We start from the raw sequence: 20,240 nt of genomic DNA on the forward strand, positions 1-20,240 counted from the left end.
GTTAAGCGACGTCTCATCTCGCAACGGCACAATCGAATCGACAACGACAAGTGAACGGGAAGCTGGTCCTCCCTGCAAGGACTGCGCCTTCCCGTCCAGATCTGGTGCCATGTCTCGTTCGTGCCAAGAGACGATCGAGGTGCCCACCGGCATCAATGCGGTTTGGCGGCTGGCAATGCCGGCAGCGGCTCGAGGCCCTGCGGCTGGCCAACGGTCAGCGACGTCACATAGTTGATGACATCGTAGGCTTCCTCGCCGCGCTTGCCCGGAGTCTTGTCGGCGTGCTGGACCTCGAAGACATAGGGACCACGCCACGGCAAGCCGACGGTGAATTCGCCATCGTCGCCGGTGTAAAGCTCACGCCCCCAGCCCGCATTGGTGACCACCGAGACCTTGGTCTTGGCGAGCGGCTTGCCCTTGAACACCACCTTGAACTTGTCGCCGCCGGCCGGAACGATATCCAGCGCCAGCAGCGGCGTGCGTGCAGCTCGATCCGGTACGATCCGCGCCGCGGGGAGATAGATCGAACGCGTGGTCGTGCCGTCCTTGGTGCGCACAAAGACCGGATAGCGCACATCCTCGACAACAACGCTGTCCGATCCGTCGACCTTGCCCGACACGGTAAAGCCATCCGCCTTTTTCTCGACCGTGAGGGGTCGCTCGCCTGCTGCTGACGTAGCCTTGGCCTGCGGTTGCAGCTTGTCGAGCGCGCCCGGCGATGCCTCACGCAAATTCTCGCCGAACTCGCCGAAATAGAGGCGCACGCCCTGCCCGGTCTGCTCCAGCCACAGGTGATGGGCGAATGCAGAACTGGCTCCCAGACAGAAAGTCAGGGCGATCGCAAAACGCAGTATGATCTTCATGAGGTCACTCCTCTTTGATGAACGAGATTGGTGGGATTGGTAGCGGCCTTGCGACGTTGCAGCCGGCGCGCGGTCACGGCCGCGACGATAGCGCCGACCAGCAGCACCAGATCCATGCCAGCGACGGCCCACTTGCCTTGCGCAATACTCCGCGCGAGATGGTCGCCAGTGGTCAGGGCATTCAACAGAACCGCAGTCATCGCCGACGCAGCCGCGATCCAGCAAAGGTCGATCCAGGCCCGCCCCGGCCGCAGCCAGGCGTGGGCAAAGGTTGCTACCCAGACGATGAAGAAGGCCCAGATCTCCAGCTCGTAGCGCTGGCCGCCGAGCAGCGTTGCGCCCGAGGGCAGCAATCGGTTGGCAATAAGGAAAGCCAACGTGGCCACGACCATGCCAGCCGTGCTGCCGGTCGCCAGACCCTCGACGAACTTCACACCGCCCAGGCCGGCGGCGTCGTGTGCCTTACGGCGCGATTCGACCCAGAACAGAAAGCCGGTGGCGATCAGCACGCATCCGAGCACGCCCAACAGGAAATAGACCCAGCGCAAAGTCCAGTGCCGGAACTGCACGAAATGCAGCCCGGTCAGATATTGCTGGATCCCCGTCACTTGCGGCGTCGTGCTTCGGTGCAACACGGCACCGGTAGCGGCATCGAAGTAGAAGGGATCGGTGCGCATCGCCACTTCGGCCTCGATGGACGGCCGCACCTCGACAAAGGCGTTAGCGTCACCTTCGTGGTAGATGCGGATGAAATAGGGTCCCAGCCCGCCCCACGCGCGCCTGGCCGTGTCGGCCATTGCGTCGAGCGACGCCACGGGACCGCCCGGCTTGTCGAACTTCGGTCGGAAGTAAGAATCGAAGGCCTCGGTGAAATAGGCTTGCTGCTTCCCGTTGAAACCGGCCATCCAACCCGACGGAAAGTAGGTCGCCGCAAAGATCGTCAGGCCGGAGAAGGCCATGACGACATAGAAGATGAAGCCGAGCGTGCCGGCGGTATTGTGGATGTCGAGAATCAGTCGCTGCGGCTGGCGTGATCGCCGGAGCGTGAAGAAATCGGCGAAGATCTTGCGGTGGATGATCACGCCGGAAACGCAGAGCGCCAGCATCGCCATGCCGGCGAGGCCAACCAGCCACAGGCCAATATTCCAACTGCTGATATGCAGTGTGTAGTGGAACGGGAAGAAGAACCGCGTGGCTGCCCAGGTTTCCGCATCGGGCAACAGCTTGAGGCCGGCGGGATCGAAGAACTTGCGATCGAAGCCGGTCGGGGTGCGGTAGGCGATCCATACGAAGGGATCACGTTGCGTCGGCATGATCATCGCCCAAGGGGCGTTTCTCGCTGGCAGTTTGGCTACTTCGACGAGCAGGGCATCGGCCGAAACTGGTTCTCCCGAGTAGACGAGCCGCGTCTGCGGGATCATCCAGCGATCGATCTCCTTGTCGAAGACGCAGATCGTCCCCGTCCAGAAGACGACGAACAGTAACGGCCCCAGGACGACGCCCGTCCAAGTGTGAAGCCAGTTCAACGATTGTCGAAACGTCTGCTCCATGTCAGGCCTTCGCCGAGAGGCTGATCAGAGCCGCTACCGCTGCGCCGCCGGCGGTAAGCGCCAACAGCGTCACGATCAGCAGGATCAGGCGTCGTTCCGCGGCGGCCCACAGTGCGAGGGCGAGATAAATCAGGAAGCCCAGGATGCCGCAGAGCGTGAGGGCATCGCTTCGCGCCACACCGAGCAAAGGCAAAGTCACTGCGCCCGCGGCGACGAGCGCGGAGGCTGCCGCATAGCTGCCGACGACGATCGCCAGCACGCGCAGAACCACTCGACCGGCGCCGACGGGTGCGGAAGGAGAGGTTTCGCGGACCATCCCGTCTCTAGAAGTCGGCGGTCAACGACAGCATGAAGGTGCGCGGCTGGTTCTGGGCGAAGAACGCCGTCGTCGCGACCCAATAGTTGGCATCGAAGAGATTGATGACGTTGGCACGCAGCGAAATCGGCTTGCCGTCGGCGCGCTCGAAGGTATAGCGCAGGCCGGCATCGAAGCGCGTCCAGGGTGGCGCCGCCTGTGTGTTGGCAGGATTGAGATAGACTTGGCCGTTGTAGACGACGCGGCCCGAGATCCCGAGCCCCTTGACGTAGGGTGTATCCCAGTCGAGGCCCGCGGCGACCTGGAAGGGCGCCGTGCCGACGGCAGTGTTGCCGTTGTTCAGGCCGCCGGCCGTGCTGGTGAGCTTCGCGTCAAGCAGGGTGAAACCGCCCAGGAACTTGAGGCCCGGCAGCGGCTCGCCGAAGGCGACGAATTCGATACCACGATTGCGCTGCTGACCGTCGGTCACCAGCGTGTTGGTCGAAATGTCGGTGAAAGAGCTCGGCAGGGTGATCTGGAAAGCGCTGAGGGTCGCGCCGAAAGTCCCGAAATCGGCCTTCACGCCGACCTCGAACTGGTTGGTCACGAACGGTGGAAAGGTCTGGCCGGCATTGGTGAGGCCTGCCCCCGCCGTTGGCCCCTGCTGCAGCGCCTGAATGTAATTGCCGTAGATCATGATCTCCTTGGTCGGCTTGACGACGAAGGAGACCGAGGGCGAGACGACGGTTTGGTCGGCGCCGTTGGCCGGCAGGCCGCTCGGGAGATAGTTCGCCGACTGCAACCGCTGCAGACGCGCGCCACCGATGATCTGCACGCGATCGTCGGCGAACGAAATCGCGTCGACGAGGCCGACGCTGGTGTAGAGCGAGTCTGACGTCAGCGGTGTGGAAGCGTTCAGGCCGGTCAGCATGGGAGCCGGCAGGAAAGTCGGATTGTAGATGTTCGAGTTCGACGGGATCGCCAGCGGATTGTTCAGCGAGTAGTTCATCGTCTTGAGATAGTCGCCGACCAGCGCGGCTTCATGCTTTACCGGACCGGTGCGGAACGTGGCGCGGGCGCCGACCTCCGCCGACAGCACCTCGGCCATCGAGCGAAACTGTCCGGCCCCCAGGGTCGTCGTGTTACCGTTGTAGTTGACGATGTTCTGGTTGAGGAACACCGACGTCGTGTTGCTGCGCCTGCCGCCGACCTTGATGAAGCCGGTGAGGCCCGGGGTGATGTCGTGCTCGAAGCGCAGGGCGCCGTAGAGATCGTTTGCCTGCAGGCGCTCCCAGGGCTGGTAGGAGCTGTTGTGGGCGTTGGGCGCGGGCGGAAGCGGCACGCCCGCCGCGAGGAAGATGCTGCCCTGGAAGCCGCCGATGTTGCGCATCTGGTAACCAATGTCGGCGTCGATCCGGGTATCGTCGCTGCGGAAATCGAGGCCCAGAGTCAGCGCGAGGCGCTCGGCGGTCTGATTGTTCACCGACGTCTCGCCGTTGATGTAGGTCGCATTGGCCCGGACGCCGAGCGCATTGTCCGGACCGAAGCGGCGCCCGACATCCGCCGTGCCGCCGACCTGCCCATCGGAAAGATAGAGCGCGGATAACTGGGTGATCGGCGTGTCCGTCGCGCGCTTCGGCACGAGATTGACGGTGCCGCCGACGGCGCTGGGCAGCGCACCGTTCAGGAAGGCCGTCGGACCACGGAAGACCTCGACGCGTTCGACGCCGGTCGTGTCGACCTGACCGGGAACGATGCCGTAGATGCCGCCCAGGCCGTAGTTGGGATTCTGCACCAGGATGCCGCGGATCATCACGCGATCGTCGAAGACGTTGCCGTTGGGCCAGCCCAGGCGAACCGTCGGGTCGCCAGCCAGCACGTCGGTCAGGGTACGGGCCTGCTGACTCTGGATGTACTTGTCGGTGTAGACAGTCTCGCTGAACGGCGAGTCCATATAGTCGCGGTTGCCGAGCAGGCCGACCTTGCCGCCGCGCGCCACCTCGCCGCCGGCATAGACGGGAGGCAGGTTGCCGATCTCGGCCTGTGGCGGCGGCGGCGTGTTGGCCTGCACGCGCACCGGATCGAGCTGCATGGCCCCCGACGCACCGCTTGCCGCGCCAGGGCGTTCGAGGGTCACCGTCGTGGCGTTGGTGAAGCGATAAACAATGCCCGTGCCGGCCAGCAGGGCATTCAGCGCCTCGACCGGGGTCAGGGTGCCGGAAACGCCCGCGGTCGACTGGCCACGTACCAGGGCGGCGTCGACGCTGACCTGCAGGCCGGACTGGCGCCCGAAGGCGGTAAGGCCGTCCGCCAGCGGCTGTGGTGGGATGTTGAATGTCCGGGACTGGGCGGAGGGTGTCTGTGCCAGCACCGCCATTGGGCTTGCCGCCGTCACGACTGTCGCCCCGATCGCCGCCGCCAGAACCTTCGACCAATACGCCTTCGCCATGACCAGGACCCCGAAAACCACGCAGTGAACTGGGGTATCGCCTCATAGTGCGAATGCGACTTAAGCTCACCCCTGCCTAGTCAACGAATGGGGTCAGAAAATTTTCAGTCGAAGGTTCAGCGCGACAAAACCACGAGCCAGGGCGTCATCTGCCGAACAGTAGCCGCATGGGCACTGGCCACCGCCCGCAGAGCTGCAGAAGGGTCGGAAAGATTGTAGACGCCGGTCACCCGCTCCCGAGCCAGCCCCTCGTCGGCAATGACCACGGCGCCGCGATGGTAGCGCCTCAGTTCTTCGACGATGTCCGCGACAGACCGATCGCGCGCGACGATCTGGCCGCTCAGCCAGGCCGCGACCTCGTCCGGCGCGCCATGCCCGCGCCTCACCTGCCCTGCCGGGCCGACGCGCAGCGTGTCGCCCGCCATGAGTTCTTCGAGGATCGGTGGCGTTGCCGCCTCGAATGCCACACGCACGATGCCCGAGCGAACCGCCACCTCCGTGTTGCCCGCCGCCCAGCGCACATCAAAGGCGGTACCCACGACCGTTGTTCGCACCTCGCCGCTTTGCACCACGAAAGGTCGGCTGGCGTCCGGCACCACCTCGAAGAAAGCCTCACCCTTCAGGAGATGAACGCGCCGCACGCCGGTTTCAAAGGCAACATCGATTGCACTAGCTGGTCCGAGTTGCACCGTGCTGCCGTCCTCGAGACGCAACGACCTGATCTCGGCAGTCGTCGTCGCGTGCGACGCTTGAAGCTGCAGCAAAACACCAGGCGCAAAAACCAGGATCAGACACGCCGCGACCATCGACAGGGCGCTAGCCAAAACCAACTGACGCGGCCCGCGGCGTACTCGATTCGCGGCCAAATCAACAATCTGCGACTGCTGTTTCAGCAAGGCAGGCTGTGCCCGACCAATGAGACCATCGAGGTGGCGCGTCTCCTCCCAAGCGGCTTCATGCGCCGGATCAGCGGCGATCCAGGCCTCGAAACGAGCGCACAACGCCGCATCGTCCGGGTCCTCGCGCAGAGCGATAAGCCAGTCCGTCGCTTCCCTCGACGCGCGTCGATCCGCGCTATCGCCTGCTACCGCCATCCCACTCCACAGCCACCCAAGACGGGGGCTCCTCTTGAATAGACGTTCCGGTATGGCAGTTTTTCAGCGACAGATAGTCACGAAAGTTTGCGCAGGTGTGCACGACAGTGCTCCACCGCCTCCGCCACCAGCGCATGGGCGAGTGTGACGGATATCCCTAGGCGCTCCGCTATCTCGCGCAGTTTAAGCCCGCCAAAGCGATGCATCTCGAGCGCTCGCCGCGTCCGCTCCGGCAGCTCGGCCAAAGCGTCCATCACAAGTTGCAGTTCGGCCCGGTCCACCGCTTCGGTTTCCGGCGACGGTCGTGCCTCGGCCGCCTGGCTGAGGTCGACGCTGTCCGCTGGCGACAGGAAACGATCCTCATGAGCCTGCCGGCGCCGGCCGTCGAGCGCGAGATTGCGCACAATCCGATAGAGATAGCCCAGTGGCTCGTCGAGCAGTCGCCGGCCGGCCACGTCGGCAAAACGAAGATAGGCTTCCTGGACCACATCCTCGGCACGCGCCCTGTCACCGACGATGCCGCTGGCGTAATTCACCAGCTCACGTCTATGCGCCATGTAAAGAGCAAGGGTTGCTTGTCCCTGACTCACGCTTGGATGCTGCCCCTTAGGAAATGCGAATGATTCGCAATTTCCTTATAGGCAAGGGCTACTGGCACGGCAACCCTTGCCTAGTGGAACTCCATCGCCGCCCGGGTCACCTTCCTGAGGATAGACGATCCCTGCGCCAGTCGCGCGAATATCGCCAAGCAGACAGGCGCTTCACATCTTCTTCCAGTTTCCTGACTGCTCAAACGCAAAAGCCGCCTTGTAGATCGTCGGCTCGTCGAAATGCTTGCCCACCAGCATCAACGAAACCGGCAGGCCGTCCGACATGCCGCAAGGCACGGCCATGGCGGGGTGATGTGTGATATCGAACGGTGCAGTGTTGGAGATCATATTGAGGGCGCGTTCGACATAGAGTTCGCGCGGCGCGTCGGCAGGCGGCAACGGCGTCGCCTTGAGCGGCGTCGTCGGCATCATCAGCAGATCGTACTCGTCGAGCGCTGCATCGTATGCAGCGGTCAGGAGCCGCGTCTGGTTCATCGCCTTGCCGTAGTAGCGACTGCCGTAGTTGCGGCGGATGTAGGTGCCGAACATGGTGAAGAGCTTGGTGGTGTCCGACATCTCGTTGGCGCGGTTGCGCCAGTTGCGATGGAAGTCCATCAGGCTGGTGACGTAGAGGTCCGGCCGGCTGACACCATAGCCGTCTCCCCACATCATGGTCTGCGTCAGGCCCTCGGTGCCGATCGGCATCCAGAGCGCCGGGGCGACCAGATGCATGGGGATCGAGACCTCGCCGACTTCTGCCCCCAGCGCCTCGAACTTCTTGGCTGCCTCCCTGACCTTGGCGTTCACGTCTTTCTCGGCATTGGCCTGGGCGAACCCTTCCGTCACAAGGCCGATCTTCATGCCCTTGATGTCGCCCTGAAGCGCCTTGGTGTAGGGGTGCGTCTTGACGTTGATCTGGCGTGAATCGTAACCGTCGGGCCCCGCCAAGACTTCCAGCAGCAGGGCATTGTCGCTGACATTGGCGGTCATCGGGCCGGTGTGATCGACGTAGATTTCGATCGGCATGATGCCGGTGTAAGGCACCAGCCCGTGCGTCGGCTTCATGCCGTAGGTGCCGGAAAAGGACGACGGCATGCGGATCGATCCACCCTGGTCGCCGCCCAGCGCCATATCGACTTCGCCCAGCGCAACCAGCACGGCACTGCCCGACGACGAACCGCCGGCCGAGTAACCCATCTTGTGGGGATTGTGCACCGGCCCTGTCGCGTTGGTGTGGCTGCCGCCGGACAGGCAGAAGTTCTCGCAATGCGCCTTGCCCACGATCGTGCCGCCCGCGTCGAGCACGCGCTGGACGACGGTCGCGTCGATGTCGGGCACGTACCCTTCCAGTGTCGCGGCACCGTTCATCATCGGCACACCGGCCAGCATGATGTTGTCCTTCAGCACCACCGTCTTGCCCTTCAGCTTGCCGCGGGCGGCGCCTTCGACCTTGGTCTTGATGTACCAGGCATTGTGCTTGTTCTCGTCACCAGTCGGCCGATAACCCGGCGTCCGTGGATACTTCACGCGAGGCAGGTTGTCGGGCATCGCGTCGACCACGTTGTAGGCCGCCACACTCGACCGCATGAGGTCGATGTACGACTTCACGTCGGCATCGGTCAGCGACAGGCCGACCTCGGCTGCCACCTCGCGCAGTTGCTCTTCGGTCGGAACTTGAACGGCCATGGTTTCCTCCTCTTTCAATCGAAAATCGGGTCTTACGGTGCGAGATGCCGCATCAGTTGCGGATCGGCCTTTACCGCAGCCGCCGCGCCTTCGAGGGCGACATGGCCGCGATCCATTACATAGGCGTAGTGCGCGACCTCGAGGGCCAGCTCGATATGCTGCTCGACCAGGATCACCGCCATCTCGCGCGCGAGCTGCTTCAGGCGGTCGGCGATCTCCTCGATCACCCCCACCCATACGCCCTCGGTCGGCTCGTCCAACATGATGAGCTTCGGCCGGCCCAGCACGGCGCGGCCGATCGCCAGCATCTTGCGCTCGCCCCCCGACAAGGTGCCGGCCGTCTGTGACAGGCGCTGCGCCAGCTTGGGAAAGAAATCGAGTACGTAGTCCATGCCCGAACGATCGGGTTGGCGCACACAACCCAGCATCAGGTTCTCGCGCACGGTGAGCTTGGTGAAGATGCCATGCTCCTGCGGCACATAGCCGATGCCGCGCCGCACGCGGCGCTCGGCCGCTTCCCGCTCCACTGCGGAACCGTCGAAGCGGATCGTGCCGGACATGGGCGGCACTTCGCCGAACAGCGCCTTCAGGAGGGTCGACTTGCCCGCACCATTGCGGCCCAGCACAGCGATGGCGCCGCGAGCCGGCGCCTTGATCGAGACGCCGAACAACGCCTGGCTGCGGCCGTAGCCGGCGCAGAGACCGTCGACCTGCAGGAGGTTTGCGTCAGACACGGGTCGTAAACACCTGCTGGACCTTGGGAGAGCGCTGGATCGCCTCGACATCGCCCTGGTCCAACACCTTGCCCTGGTCGAGCACCGTCAGCCGGTCACAGATATCGCGGATGAAATGCAGGTCGTGCTCGACGATGATCAGCGCGCAATGAGCCTTGATCGGCTCCAGGAGCTTGCCGGTGACATGGCGCTCTTCCGGGCTCATGCCACCGGTCGGCTCGTCGAGCAGCAACAGCTTCGGCCGCAACGCCAGCGCCATGGCGATCTCCAGCCACTGCTGCTGGCCGTGGCTCAGTTCGCCCGCCAGGTCGTCGGCACGATCGATCAGCCGGAACCGTTCGAGCAGGCCGGTGACTTCGGCGTCCAGCGCCCGCCGCGACAGCGAGAGCAGCAGCCGCGGTAGGCTCTCGGTCGACTGCATCGCCAGCAGCACATTGTCGTAGACTGACAGTTCCGGCAGCACCGCGGTGATCTGGAATTTCAGGCTGAGGCCGGCGCGCGCCCGCTCATAGGGCGTAGCGCGCGTGATGTCGTGGCCGTCGAACACGACCGTACCACTATCGGCGAAATGCGCGCCGGCGATTGCCTTGAGCAATGTGCTCTTGCCCGAGCCGTTGGGGCCGATCAGTCCATGGAATGTCCCCGCCTGCACGTCGATGTCGACGCCGTCCAGTGCCTTCAAGGTGCGGAACGTCTTGCTGACGCCGCGGATCTCGAGGAGCGCCATGGTGACCTCACCCGTCCCGCCGGCGCCGGCCGTAGGAGCCGATACGCTCGCGGTCCGACACAAACAGGCCGAGGATGCCCTTGGGCTGGAACATCACGACGCCCAGCGGCACCAGCCCGAGGATCACGGGCCAGATCGGCTTGATCGCGTCGATGTCGGACAGCACGTACGATAGAACTTCGACGGTGATTGCGCCGAATATCGGACCAATCAGGGTACCCGATCCGCCCAGCAGGCTGTAGAGCACTGCCGTCGTCGACAGGCCGGGCCCCATGTTGCCGGGGCCGATGAAGCCCTGGTGGTAGCTGTAGAGTGCGCCGCCCAAGCCGGCGACCAGACCGGCCAGGGAAAACACAACCGCTTTGAAGAGCTGCACGCGATAGCCGAAGAAGGCCAGCCGCTCCTCGTTCTGGCGCATGCCTGCCAGCACAAGGCCGAGTTGGGACTGCTTGAGAAAACGCGCGCCGGCATAGATCAGAATCAAGAGCGCCAACGCGAGGAAGTAGAAGGCCGTGCCCTCGACGAACTCGTAGCTGCCGAGCTTCAGGAGCTTCACCGAGGACAGGCCGTTACCGGCGCCGACATATTGCCAGCCCGAAACCAGACGTTCGGCCGCATATGCACCCGTGAGCGTGCCAAGCGCCACGAAGATCGTGGTCGGCGGCTTACGGCCGAGCAGCAGGAAGGCCGCGAACAGGCCCGCCAGCAGCAGGCCGACCAGCATGGCGAGCGGCAACGTCCCCCAGAGTTCGCTGAACTCCAGGTCACGTCCGACCAGAGCGATCGCATACCCCGCAACACCAAAGAAGAGAGCCTGCCCGAAGCTCATGATGCCTGACAGGCCCCAGCACAGGTCGAAACTGATGGCGAGCAGTGACAGGATCAGAACATTGGTTGCCAAAGTGATGAGATCCGTCCTCTCACTCAACACCGCCGGCACGATCAACGCGACAACGAGCGTGGCCCCTTCGACATAGGGCAGGACACGACGCAGGGCGCGGGGGCGCGTTGCCCGACGCTCGGGCACGCGCTCGGCCGCCACAACCAGTCCGGACGCTTCCTTGGTCAGCATTCCTTGGGATCGACCATCTTGTCGCTTTCGATCACCTCGTAGCGCGTCTTGCCGGCGTCGACTTTGCACTGCGCGATGTACATGTTCATCTTGCAGTGCATCTTGCCGGGCACCATCTCGGCGCCACCGCCGGGCCCCTGCTCGATCTTGGCCTTGTCCATGGCCGCCGACACCGGATCGCGCGCGAGGTCGCCGTTCGTCGCCTTGACCGCCGCTTCGTAGAGCTTGATGCCGCGATACATGCCGGTCGAGGCCGAGCCTGCCGTGAACAGATACTTGGTGTCGGGGAACTTCTTGGAATAGTCGGCCTGGAGCTGCTTGCTGAACGGATCGTCGACTGACTGGAAATAGTCGAGACAACTGTAGAGCCCGTCCATCTCCTGGGCCGGGTGATAGTTCAGCAGGTTCTCGTCGTAGTAGACGCAGCTCAGGACGCCGCCGTTCTTCTGGAAGCCCGATTCGTAGAGCTGCTTCACGAAAGGCTGCAGCCCCGGCGGAATGACGGTGTTGAAGACACAGTCGACCTTGCCGTCGCGGATCTTGCCGATGGTCGCCGAGTATTCCGCCTGGTCGAGAGGATAGTATTCCTCGAACACGACCTCGCCGCCGTTGGCTTCGATGACCTTGCGGGCATACTTGTTCAGGAGCTGCGGCCAGACATAGTTGGCCGACGGCAAGGCAAAGCGCTTCTTGCCGGCCGTCTTGATCAGATAGGGAATGAGCCTGTCGCACTGCTGCGCCGGTGTGGGGCCGGTGCAGTAGAGCGCCTTGGTACACTCCTGCCCTTCATACAGCTGCGGATAGATGTAGAGCGTGCGGCCGCGATTGACGATCGGGTCCTTGATCGCCTGCCGCATCGCCGAGGTGATGCCACCCAGCACGACATTGACCTTCCGTTCCTGGATGAGCTTGCGCACGTTGCCAACGGCGATCTTGGGATCGGACGCCGTGTCCTCCAGGAAAAGCTCGATCGGCCGGCCGACGATCCCGCCGCTCTTGTTGATCTGTTCCACAACGAACTGCGCCACCTGCCAGTTGGCGTTGCCGGATGGGGCGATGGCGCCCGTGATGTCGGTAGCGATGCCCATACGGATGGGATCGGCGGCAAAGGCGCCCTTCGGCGCCAGCATCCAGCCACCGCCCCCGGCGATCCAGCCGGCAGCACTGAGCGCACCTGCTCCCAAGAAACGTCGCCGACCCAGAGAATGCATCTTGTCGCTCATGTTCAGAGCCTCCCCTGCGTAATGAATCCTTGTGGACGGAACTTCACAATTACCAACGCGATAATGAAAACCAGCGGATCCGCGAGCACCGGAATGACGAGCCATGGCAGGCCGGCCGCCATGCCGCCGACGACGGCGGCACCCAGGACCGGACCTTCGAAGGTTCCGACACCGCCCAGCATCACCGACAGGAACGCTTGCACCAGGAAGCGCGTGCCGATGTCGGCGGAGAGCTGATAGAGGGGCACGATCAAAGCGCCGGCCAATCCAGCAAGTGCCGCGCCGAAGGCAAAGGTGAAGGCGTAGAGCCGCGATGTCGAGATCCCGCAGGCTCTCGCGAGGTTGGGATTCTCGAGCGATCCGCGAACCTGAAGGCCGACCGATGTGCGCGCAAGGAACAGCCATGTCCCGGCAATGACGCAGGCTGTGACGACGACGATCACGGTGCGCCAGATCGAGAAGTCTACGCCGAAGACGGTGAACGCTCCTGGTAGAGGCTCGGAGATCGACTTGTAGTGGCCCCCCAGCAGGCCGCGCACGATCTCGCGAATGACCAGGCCGACCGCATAGGTACCCAGCATCGCGATGATGGGCGACGCATAGAAGCGACGGATGACCAGCCGTTCGAGGACGAGGCCGATCAGCGCCAGCACCAGCGGCGCGGCCAGGATCCCGGCCCAGGCGGACAGACCGCTGCTTTCGAAGATATAGACGGTGTAGGCGCCCAGAAGAACGAACTCGCCATGGGCGAAATTGAAGATGCCCATCATGCTGGCGATGATTCCAAGCCCCAGCACGATCAGCACCATCACCGACATGAAGGCGAGCAGATCGAACACAAGCTTGATTTCGATACCCATGGTCACCGCATGCGATCGCAACCACTGCGGCCCAACGCGTCGACGACGCGAGAACCGCACACTCCATGTATTTAAAACAGAAACTTTTTACTTTTCAAATAGTTTCAGTTCGACGCCTGCGCGTCAGAACTTTTCGAGCAACTTGAAGTCGAAGCCATCGGCTTCCGCAAAATAGATCGGCATCTCGGCGCGCCGATGGCGCAACCCGACTGGTCCCCGCCCCCCGCGATAGACCATGCTTGAGGCGCTGGAAGTCAGGCTGGGCAGGTGCAACGTCTCGGATCGGCGCGCCAACGCCTCCAGGAAGTACAGCGCTTCGTAGTTTGCCTGTGCGACGGCGCCCGGAACCGGCGCGCAGTTCCCGAACGCCTTCTGGTAGGCGGTGAGAAAGGCTTCGTTGTGCATGGTTCTCACGCTGGCGAAGTAACCAAAGGCCGCGAACAGATTCGCCGTGTTCTCGGCACCGATCCCCAGGAGGACGGTTTCGTCGATGCAGTTCGCCAGCCGCAGCACCTTCTCGCTGAGACCGTACTCGGCGAACAGCCGGTTGAAGAGAATGCCGTCGAGGCCGATGAGCGATATGAAAACGACATCGGGCTGCAGCGCCTGAATGCGCTCGACATAGCGATGGTGGTCGTCGCCGCCCAGCGGGACGAAATCCTCGCCCACGACCCGCCCTCCGGTCTCGGCAATGTAACTCTTGACCTCCCGATGCGAGAGCCAGGGCCAGACATAGTCGCTGCCGATCAGATACCAGCGCTGGGCGCGCTTGCGTTCGGCCAACCAGGCAATCGCCGGCCGCGCCTGCCGTGGCGGGGTCTCACCGATGGCAAACAGACCGGGCGTTCGCTCGCCACCTTCGTAGATCGATGGGTAGATGTAGGGGAGATGGCCGGCGAATGTCCCGCGCAATGACATGCGGACCGCGCTGATATGGTTGCCGACGATCACATCGGCGCCATCGAACTCGACAATGTCCTCGGCGTCGCGCGTCACATCCTCGATCGCAGCACCGGTATCGACGATAGTGAGTTCGACTTCGCGTCCCAGGATCCCGCCGCGCGCGTTGATCTGGTGGGCGGCGAGGACGGCGCAATTGACCGACGACGGCCCCCAGATTCCCGCCGTGCCGGTCATCGTCACAAAGTGTGCAACTCGTAGCTTGGATTTGTCGCGCTGAGGGGCTTTCGGCAGGTTGGGAAACAGGGCACCAGGCATGGGCGCCTGTCCGCCAGATCCAAGTGCCGAATATGGCTCCCCGAGCATCAGCACGGGTTCGCCGCCCCATCGACAAGGCTCAAGGGAGATCGCTGCATGTCAGCCTCCGCATCCCGCCATCATGGGCTCCTGGCCACGCGTCCGAAACCATCAACCGCGTCCTCCACTGGCAAATCAGCCCGTCACCAAAATTTGTTGAACTTTCAACAATTGAAGCACATATAAAGGCGCACCGTCGAGCATGCATGTTCCGTGCCTTTGACAGGTTCTGAGGTCGCCCGTGTCGGATTCGTCTTCTGCTGATTCACCTATCACCGTGCATTTGGCCTATCTGCTTGCTCAGGCGAATCGCGAGATCAACCGCCAGCTCGATGCGCGGCTGCGCGCCGAAGGCGTGCCGGTCGAGCAATGGCGCATCCTCAAGGTGCTGTCGGATGGCAATGGACGGTCCATGGGTGAACTGGCCGAAGCCGCCCTGCTCAACCATCCGACGCTCACCAAGACGATCGACCGCATGGTGGCGGACTCGCTCGTCTATCGCATCTCCGATCCCGCGGATCGCCGCAAGGTCCTGATCTTCTGTTCCGATCGCGGCAAGGACCTCGTGAAGCGCCTGGTGCCGTTGGCACTCGGCCAGGAAGCGCACATCGCCAAGAACTACGGCGGCAAGGCAACCGCGCAGCTCAAGCGACTGCTCGAAGACTTGATAGAACGCGCTGGCTAGCCGTCTACTTCAGCCGTCGCACCTCGAGGGACGCCGCATGCCTGATATCACCACTCAGTCCCGCGACATGGCAACGTCAGGCCACCCACTCGATCCATTGGCGCCGGACGAGATCCGTCGCGCCGCCGCGGCCGTGCGGACGGCACACGACCTTGGCCCCGGCATGATGTTTGAGACGATCACGCTGCGCGAGCCGGACAAGAAGGTCGTAGAAGAATTCCAGCCGGGTGCCCCCGTGCCACGTGAAGCCTTCGTTTGTGCATTCGACCGCACCAACGGCAAGGTCTACGAAGCCAAGGTCGACCTCGTCGCCGACACGATCGTCGACTGGCATCATGTCCCAGGCGTGCGGCCGCGTATCCTGCTCGATGACATCACCCTGGTCGGAGAGGTTGCGCGGGCCGATCCACGCTTCCAGGCGGCGCTGGCCAGACGTGGCATCACCGACATCGACAACGTCCAAGTCGATCCCTGGTCGGCAGGCAATTACGGCCTTCCGGACGAAGAAGGACGACGGCTCTCCCATACGTTCTGCTGGTATCGAACGGAAAAGAATGACAACGGCTATGCCCATCCCATCGAAGGGCTCTGTGCCGTGATCGATCTCGATCGTGCCGAGGTGCTGAGAGTCGACGACTACGGGGCAGCCGAGGTGCCCATGCAGAATCGCAACTATGCCTCACGCTACCGCAAAGTCTTCCGGGACGATGTGAAGCCGCTGGAAATCGTGCAGTCGGACGGCCCCAGCTTCACCGTCGAGGGCAATGAAGTACGTTGGCAGAAATGGCGCTTCCGCGTGGGCTTCAATGCACGCGAGGGATTGGTCCTCCATGCGATTGGCTACGAAGACAACGGCAAGCTGCGCTCGGTGCTTCATCGAGCGGCCCTGTCCGAAATGGTCGTGCCCTATGGACATCCTGGTGGCGGGCATTTCCGCAAGAATGCCTTCGATGTCGGTGAGTATGGAATCGGGGTGCTCGCCAACTCCCTGACGCTCGGGTGCGACTGCCTCGGAACCATTCGCTACTTCGATGCCTGGCTGGCCGACAGCAAGGGCGATCCCTACAAGATCGAAAACGCGGTGTGCCTGCATGAAGAGGACTTCGGGATCCTCTGGAAGCACACCGATCTTTTCACCGGGGAGGTCGATGTCCGACGCGCTCGCCGGCTGGTCGTCTCGTCGATCTCGACCGTCGGCAACTACGAGTACGGGCTGTTCTGGTACTTCCATCAAGATGGCTCGATCCACTTCGAGATCAAGGCGACGGGAATTCTGAACACGGCGGGCCTCAAGCCTGGCGAGCCGCCGGACTACGGCACCATCGTGTCGCCTGGCGTCTACGCGCACTACCATCAGCATGTCTTCAACATGCGCCTCGATATGGCGATCGATGGCGAGCGCAACCGGGTCGTCGAAGTCGACACCGTGGCGGTGCCTGAAGGCCCTGACAATCCGTATGGCAACGCCTTCACCATCCGCGAGACCGTTCTGAAAACCGAGAAGGCTGCACAGCGCAACGTCGATTTCAACGCGGCTCGTTTCTGGAAGATTGCGAGCGCCGGCTCTCGCAATGCACTGGACCAACCCACCGCTTACAAGCTGGTGCCTTTGAGCCCGGTTCCCATGTTCTCAGGGCAGCAGTCGATGGTGGCGAAACGGGCCGCCTTTATGACCCGCCAGCTCTGGGTTACGGCGTATCACCCCGAGGAACTCTACGCCGCCGGTCGCTATCCCAATCAAAGCAGTGGCGGCGATGGCTTACCCGCCTGGACTGCTGCGGATCGCCCATTGGTCGATACCGATATCGTCGTCTGGCACAGCTTCGGCCTGCACCATATCCCCCGCCCCGAGGATTTCCCGGTTCAGCCCGTGACGACGGCGGGCTTCGCCCTTCATCCTGTCGGGTTCTTCTCCGAAAACCCTGCCCTCGATGTCCCACCCACCAAAAGCAGCATGAGTTGCTGCTGAGCTTCGTCACAGACTTCGAGGTCGTAGACGGCAAGACCCTCAAACTGGCACTGAAGGAACCCTACGGTACCAGACCTCGAGAGCAGCAAGAAGACCGCCCCCCGAGTTGCAGGAACGGCTCTCATGAACGGACTTGAGGTCTTGTGCTGCATTTCCCGAGTTCAGAGAAACCCGATCCATCTCCCGGCGATCAGCACCGACAGCCAGAGAACAGCCGAGCAGCAGGCGACGAGGCGGACACTCAGGTGAAGCTCGCCGCCCGCCAGGGCAGTGCGAAGGTGGCGACTTCGATGCTGTAACGCGACGTTGGCAAGCGCCAGAATGAGCAGCGCCATCTTGCACAGGAAGGCCGTGTTGCCGACATACTCCGTGGGCTTCACCGTGAAAAGCCACAGCCCTGTTGTGATCGCCACGACGACACCGACGCCGGCGCTACGCGACAGGAATGGGCCGATCGCGACGAGTGGAACGGAGCGGAAGAAGCCGATCAGCCGAAGGTCGAGTGGCAGAATACCGCCAAGGAGCACGCCCACCCCAAGAATATGCAGGGCGTTGACCAGCAGATATGCCGTTCCCGATCGCTGCAGCAGAATGGCACCAGGCCAGGCGCCGATCCAATCCAAGAGCGGCACCGGACACCAGACTCAGTTCGTACGGATCCGCTCGGGATACAGGTCGTAGTTCTTCCCAGCGATCGTGATACGCACGGCCTTCATCTGCATCTTGGTTTTGTCCAGGTGACGATTGCCGAGGATGACAATCGCATCGCCTGGCTTGGCGGACGTCGCGGTGAACCCCGAGCGCTCCGTCTGGTTGGGATTGCCAAGGTCGATCTGCCAGAGGACGCCGTCGGCGGCAGTCACCTGCAGGGAAGGATGTGGCGGCGCCATCGAAATGGAGCGGATAGTACCCTTCAGCTCAGTCTGCGCATCTTCGGCCCACGACCAGCCGTGGTGAGCGGATGCCGGCTGGCTCGACCCGGCGAGGACAATACCCGCCGAAAGCAGGACCATGCGACGTCGGCTTAAGTAATTATCGGTCATCACAGCGGGCATCTTTTTCCTCCGTGGCGGAAATCCGTGTTCGTCCAGACCAGAGGCATCATAGCAACGACGATGATCGAGATGTTGTCACGACTTGTCGAGCAACAACCCCGTCGGCAGGCCCCTCAGCTGCGGGGGCGATGCTGACCAGCCATCGCGAACGAGATTGCGGCTGCGCGGTCGCGCAGATCTCCACCGAGCGCCCTGACGTCGGCCTTGTTCATCTGCGCGCCGAAGCCAACGGCGCTGATCGCCATCAGCGGTTTGGCTCGCGCGTCGAGCACCACGGACGAAACCGTAGTCACGCCCCTTACGTAATGACTCTGATCGACGGCGTAGCCGCGCTTACGCGTATCTTCGACCTCAGCCAGGTAGGTATCGAAAGCCAGGTCACCCTCCCAGCGCAGCTTGATGAAGCGCGAGCGCAACTCCGACGTGGTCAATCCCGAATGCGCAGCCATGCCCCGGCCTAGTGCAGCGATGTACATCGGCAGGCGTTGGCCGATGCTCATGTGGACCCGGATTGCAGCATCGTTATCGGCGCGATCGACCAGCACCACGCGCTCGCCGCTCATCACGTGCCACAGGGTGCAGGTCACGCGATGGTTTACGGCTATCTCACGCAAATGCGGCCGGACCATCGCGATGTAACTCGCCTGCTCCAGCGTCCCCTTGGCCAGCGCGAGCAGACCCAGTCCCACGGAGTAGGTCTTGGTGGTCTCGTCGAATACCGCGAGCCCTTCGTGCACCAGCGTCTTGAGGAGGTTGAAACAGGTGCTCGGATTGAGCGCTAGGTCCCGCGCGATCCGGCTGACTCCAACGGGAGCCTGCGCCGCCGCGAGGTAGCGCAGTACGGCGAGGCCACCGATCAGGGCACCAACGAGTTTCTCGGGCGCCGGCTTTTCACTTGGCATGGCAATCGTTCGTGACATCCAGAGTGTCGCGCAGCATTTCGGGCAATGGTTGGCCACATTATTCTGCATCGGAAATGATCGCCATCCCTCCGAATGCAGAGCTGAACGATGTCGGCGTCACTATCGCCGGGCCAGACCATCGACGGGCTTGCCGGTCAGCCGAGCCCGGCGAGCTTGATTGCCGACGGATCGAGAAGATCCACCGGCAATCAGCGTGCCATGCCCCTCCTCACTCGACCTTGAGATTGAGGTCCTTCACGATGGTCTTCCACACCTGGAGCTGATCCTTCTGATACTGCACCACCTGCTGGCGCGTCGACGGCGTCGGCATCAAACTGCTTTGCAGCAGCTTCGTCTTGATCGACTCCGTTTCGAGGACCTTGACCACCTCCTTGTTCAAGCGATCGAGGATCTCGTCGGGCGTGCCGGCCGGCGCGACAAGGGCCCACCAGCCATCCATGTTCGGCGGAGTCGGCAGGCCGCTCTCCGCGAAGGTCGGCACGTCAGGCAGCATCGGATAGCGTTGAGCTGACGGCACCCCGACCGGCCGGATCTTGCCAGCCCGGATCATGCTCAACGAAGCGGGCACATCGGCCACCATGACTTGCACGTGTCCACTGACCACATCGGCCAGCGCCGGTGGCGTCGACTTGTAGGGCACGTGCGTCATGTCGAGCTTATGGGCATTCTTGATGTAACCACCGTAGGCGATGCCACCCGTGTTACCGCTCGCGTAATTGTACTTTCCCGGATTGGCCTTGATCAGATTGATCAGCTCGGGTGCAGTCTTGGCATTGACGTCGTTGTTGACGAGCCAGACGTAGTTGACCGACGCGACCAGCGTGACATAGCTCAGATCCTTGGCCGGATCGTAGCGGACCCCGCTGGTCAGGCCGGCAGGACTCGCGGCAAGGCCGGAATTGGTCAGGAGCCCAAGCGTGTATCCGTCTGGTGCTGCTGCCACGACCATCTCGGTGCCCAGTGTCGTGTTGTTCCCGGGCTTGTTCTCTATGATGATCGGTTGGCCCAATGCCTGAGACAGCGGTTCGGAGAGGATACGTGCGAGGATGTCGCTTCCGGAACCGGCCGCGAAAGGCACGATGAGCTTGATCGGCTTGTTCGGATAGGGTTGCGCCGTGACGGGTACGGCAGCCATGAGGCCCGCAGCGGCAGCGAGGCCAGCGAACCAGTGAGCAATTTTCATGGGGTTTCCTCCTTTTATGTCTTTT

General features: G+C 62.9%; 19 protein-coding genes. 2 read left to right on the forward strand and 17 right to left on the reverse strand.

The window, feature by feature from the left end:
• Positions 1 to 152 precede the first annotated feature (152 nt).
• The 13 genes from EPO50_RS00695 to EPO50_RS00755 form a co-directional block, all read right to left on the reverse strand.
• Entirely contained in the window at positions 153 to 863 is a 711-nt protein-coding gene (locus EPO50_RS00695) for a cobalt ABC transporter substrate-binding protein (RefSeq protein WP_296340716.1), read from the reverse strand.
• Positions 860 to 2,413 (reverse strand): PepSY domain-containing protein, encoded by a 1,554-nt coding sequence (locus EPO50_RS00700; protein WP_296340717.1) that lies wholly within the window; start codon positions 2,411 to 2,413, stop codon positions 860 to 862. The genes EPO50_RS00695 and EPO50_RS00700 overlap by 4 nt, the downstream gene beginning before the upstream one ends.
• Before the next feature lies 1 nt (position 2,414).
• Positions 2,415 to 2,729, reverse strand: a complete 315-nt coding sequence (locus tag EPO50_RS00705) for a hypothetical protein (protein WP_296340718.1) — start codon at positions 2,727 to 2,729, stop codon at positions 2,415 to 2,417.
• 7 nt (positions 2,730 to 2,736) lie between these two features.
• Positions 2,737 to 5,157: a TonB-dependent receptor gene (locus EPO50_RS00710; RefSeq protein WP_296340719.1), complete on the reverse strand. Its 2,421-nt coding sequence runs from the start codon at positions 5,155 to 5,157 to the stop codon at positions 2,737 to 2,739.
• 116 nt (positions 5,158 to 5,273) lie between these two features.
• Positions 5,274 to 6,251 (reverse strand): FecR family protein, encoded by a 978-nt coding sequence (locus tag EPO50_RS00715; RefSeq protein WP_296340720.1) that lies wholly within the window; start codon positions 6,249 to 6,251, stop codon positions 5,274 to 5,276.
• 77 nt (positions 6,252 to 6,328) lie between these two features.
• The gene (locus tag EPO50_RS00720) at positions 6,329 to 6,808 is read right to left on the reverse strand and encodes a sigma-70 family RNA polymerase sigma factor (protein ID WP_296340721.1); all 480 of its coding nucleotides are present in this window, start codon (positions 6,806 to 6,808) and stop codon (positions 6,329 to 6,331) included.
• Between the two features lie 204 nt (positions 6,809 to 7,012).
• Positions 7,013 to 8,527, reverse strand: coding sequence for an amidase (locus EPO50_RS00725; protein WP_296340722.1), 1,515 nt, complete (start codon positions 8,525 to 8,527; stop codon positions 7,013 to 7,015).
• Between the two features lie 32 nt (positions 8,528 to 8,559).
• Positions 8,560 to 9,261, reverse strand: coding sequence for an ABC transporter ATP-binding protein (locus EPO50_RS00730; RefSeq protein WP_296340723.1), 702 nt, complete (start codon positions 9,259 to 9,261; stop codon positions 8,560 to 8,562).
• Positions 9,254 to 9,988, reverse strand: a complete 735-nt coding sequence (locus EPO50_RS00735; RefSeq protein ID WP_296340724.1) for an ABC transporter ATP-binding protein — start codon at positions 9,986 to 9,988, stop codon at positions 9,254 to 9,256. The genes EPO50_RS00730 and EPO50_RS00735 overlap by 8 nt, the downstream gene beginning before the upstream one ends.
• A 7-nt stretch (positions 9,989 to 9,995) precedes the next feature.
• A complete protein-coding gene (locus EPO50_RS00740; RefSeq protein WP_296340725.1) occupies positions 9,996 to 11,060 on the reverse strand; it encodes a branched-chain amino acid ABC transporter permease in 1,065 nt (354 codons plus the stop codon).
• Positions 11,054 to 12,283 (reverse strand): substrate-binding protein, encoded by a 1,230-nt coding sequence (locus tag EPO50_RS00745; RefSeq protein ID WP_296340726.1) that lies wholly within the window; start codon positions 12,281 to 12,283, stop codon positions 11,054 to 11,056. Before EPO50_RS00745 ends, EPO50_RS00740 begins: the two co-directional genes overlap by 7 nt.
• Positions 12,284 to 12,285: 2 nt before the next feature.
• Positions 12,286 to 13,143, reverse strand: coding sequence for a branched-chain amino acid ABC transporter permease (locus tag EPO50_RS00750; RefSeq protein ID WP_296340727.1), 858 nt, complete (start codon positions 13,141 to 13,143; stop codon positions 12,286 to 12,288).
• A 123-nt stretch (positions 13,144 to 13,266) separates the two neighbouring features.
• A complete protein-coding gene (locus tag EPO50_RS00755) occupies positions 13,267 to 14,361 on the reverse strand; it encodes a substrate-binding domain-containing protein (RefSeq protein ID WP_296340728.1) in 1,095 nt (364 codons plus the stop codon).
• Positions 14,362 to 14,641: 280 nt separating this feature from the next.
• Here EPO50_RS00755 and EPO50_RS00760 point away from each other — a divergent pair, with 280 nt between their 5' ends.
• A complete protein-coding gene (locus EPO50_RS00760) occupies positions 14,642 to 15,085 on the forward strand; it encodes a MarR family transcriptional regulator (protein ID WP_296340729.1) in 444 nt (147 codons plus the stop codon).
• A 37-nt stretch (positions 15,086 to 15,122) separates the two neighbouring features.
• Entirely contained in the window at positions 15,123 to 17,054 is a 1,932-nt protein-coding gene (locus tag EPO50_RS00765) for a primary-amine oxidase (RefSeq protein WP_296340730.1), read from the forward strand.
• A 161-nt stretch (positions 17,055 to 17,215) separates the two neighbouring features.
• Here EPO50_RS00765 and EPO50_RS00770 read toward each other — a convergent pair whose 3' ends face one another.
• The 4 genes from EPO50_RS00770 to EPO50_RS00785 all read right to left on the reverse strand — a co-directional run bounded on the left by EPO50_RS00770 (position 17,216) and on the right by EPO50_RS00785 (position 20,215).
• Positions 17,216 to 17,686: a DUF6644 family protein gene (locus EPO50_RS00770; RefSeq protein ID WP_296340731.1), complete on the reverse strand. Its 471-nt coding sequence runs from the start codon at positions 17,684 to 17,686 to the stop codon at positions 17,216 to 17,218.
• A gap of 12 nt (positions 17,687 to 17,698) precedes the next feature.
• Positions 17,699 to 18,067, reverse strand: a complete 369-nt coding sequence (locus tag EPO50_RS00775; protein ID WP_296340769.1) for a DUF6152 family protein — start codon at positions 18,065 to 18,067, stop codon at positions 17,699 to 17,701.
• A gap of 155 nt (positions 18,068 to 18,222) precedes the next feature.
• Positions 18,223 to 19,080 (reverse strand): IclR family transcriptional regulator, encoded by an 858-nt coding sequence (locus EPO50_RS00780; protein ID WP_296340732.1) that lies wholly within the window; start codon positions 19,078 to 19,080, stop codon positions 18,223 to 18,225.
• Positions 19,081 to 19,240: 160 nt separating this feature from the next.
• Positions 19,241 to 20,215: a tripartite tricarboxylate transporter substrate binding protein gene (locus EPO50_RS00785; protein ID WP_296340733.1), complete on the reverse strand. Its 975-nt coding sequence runs from the start codon at positions 20,213 to 20,215 to the stop codon at positions 19,241 to 19,243.
• Positions 20,216 to 20,240 lie beyond the last annotated feature (25 nt).

This window comes from Reyranella sp. (assembly GCF_004297405.1).
GTDB lineage: Bacteria > Pseudomonadota > Alphaproteobacteria > Reyranellales > Reyranellaceae > Reyranella.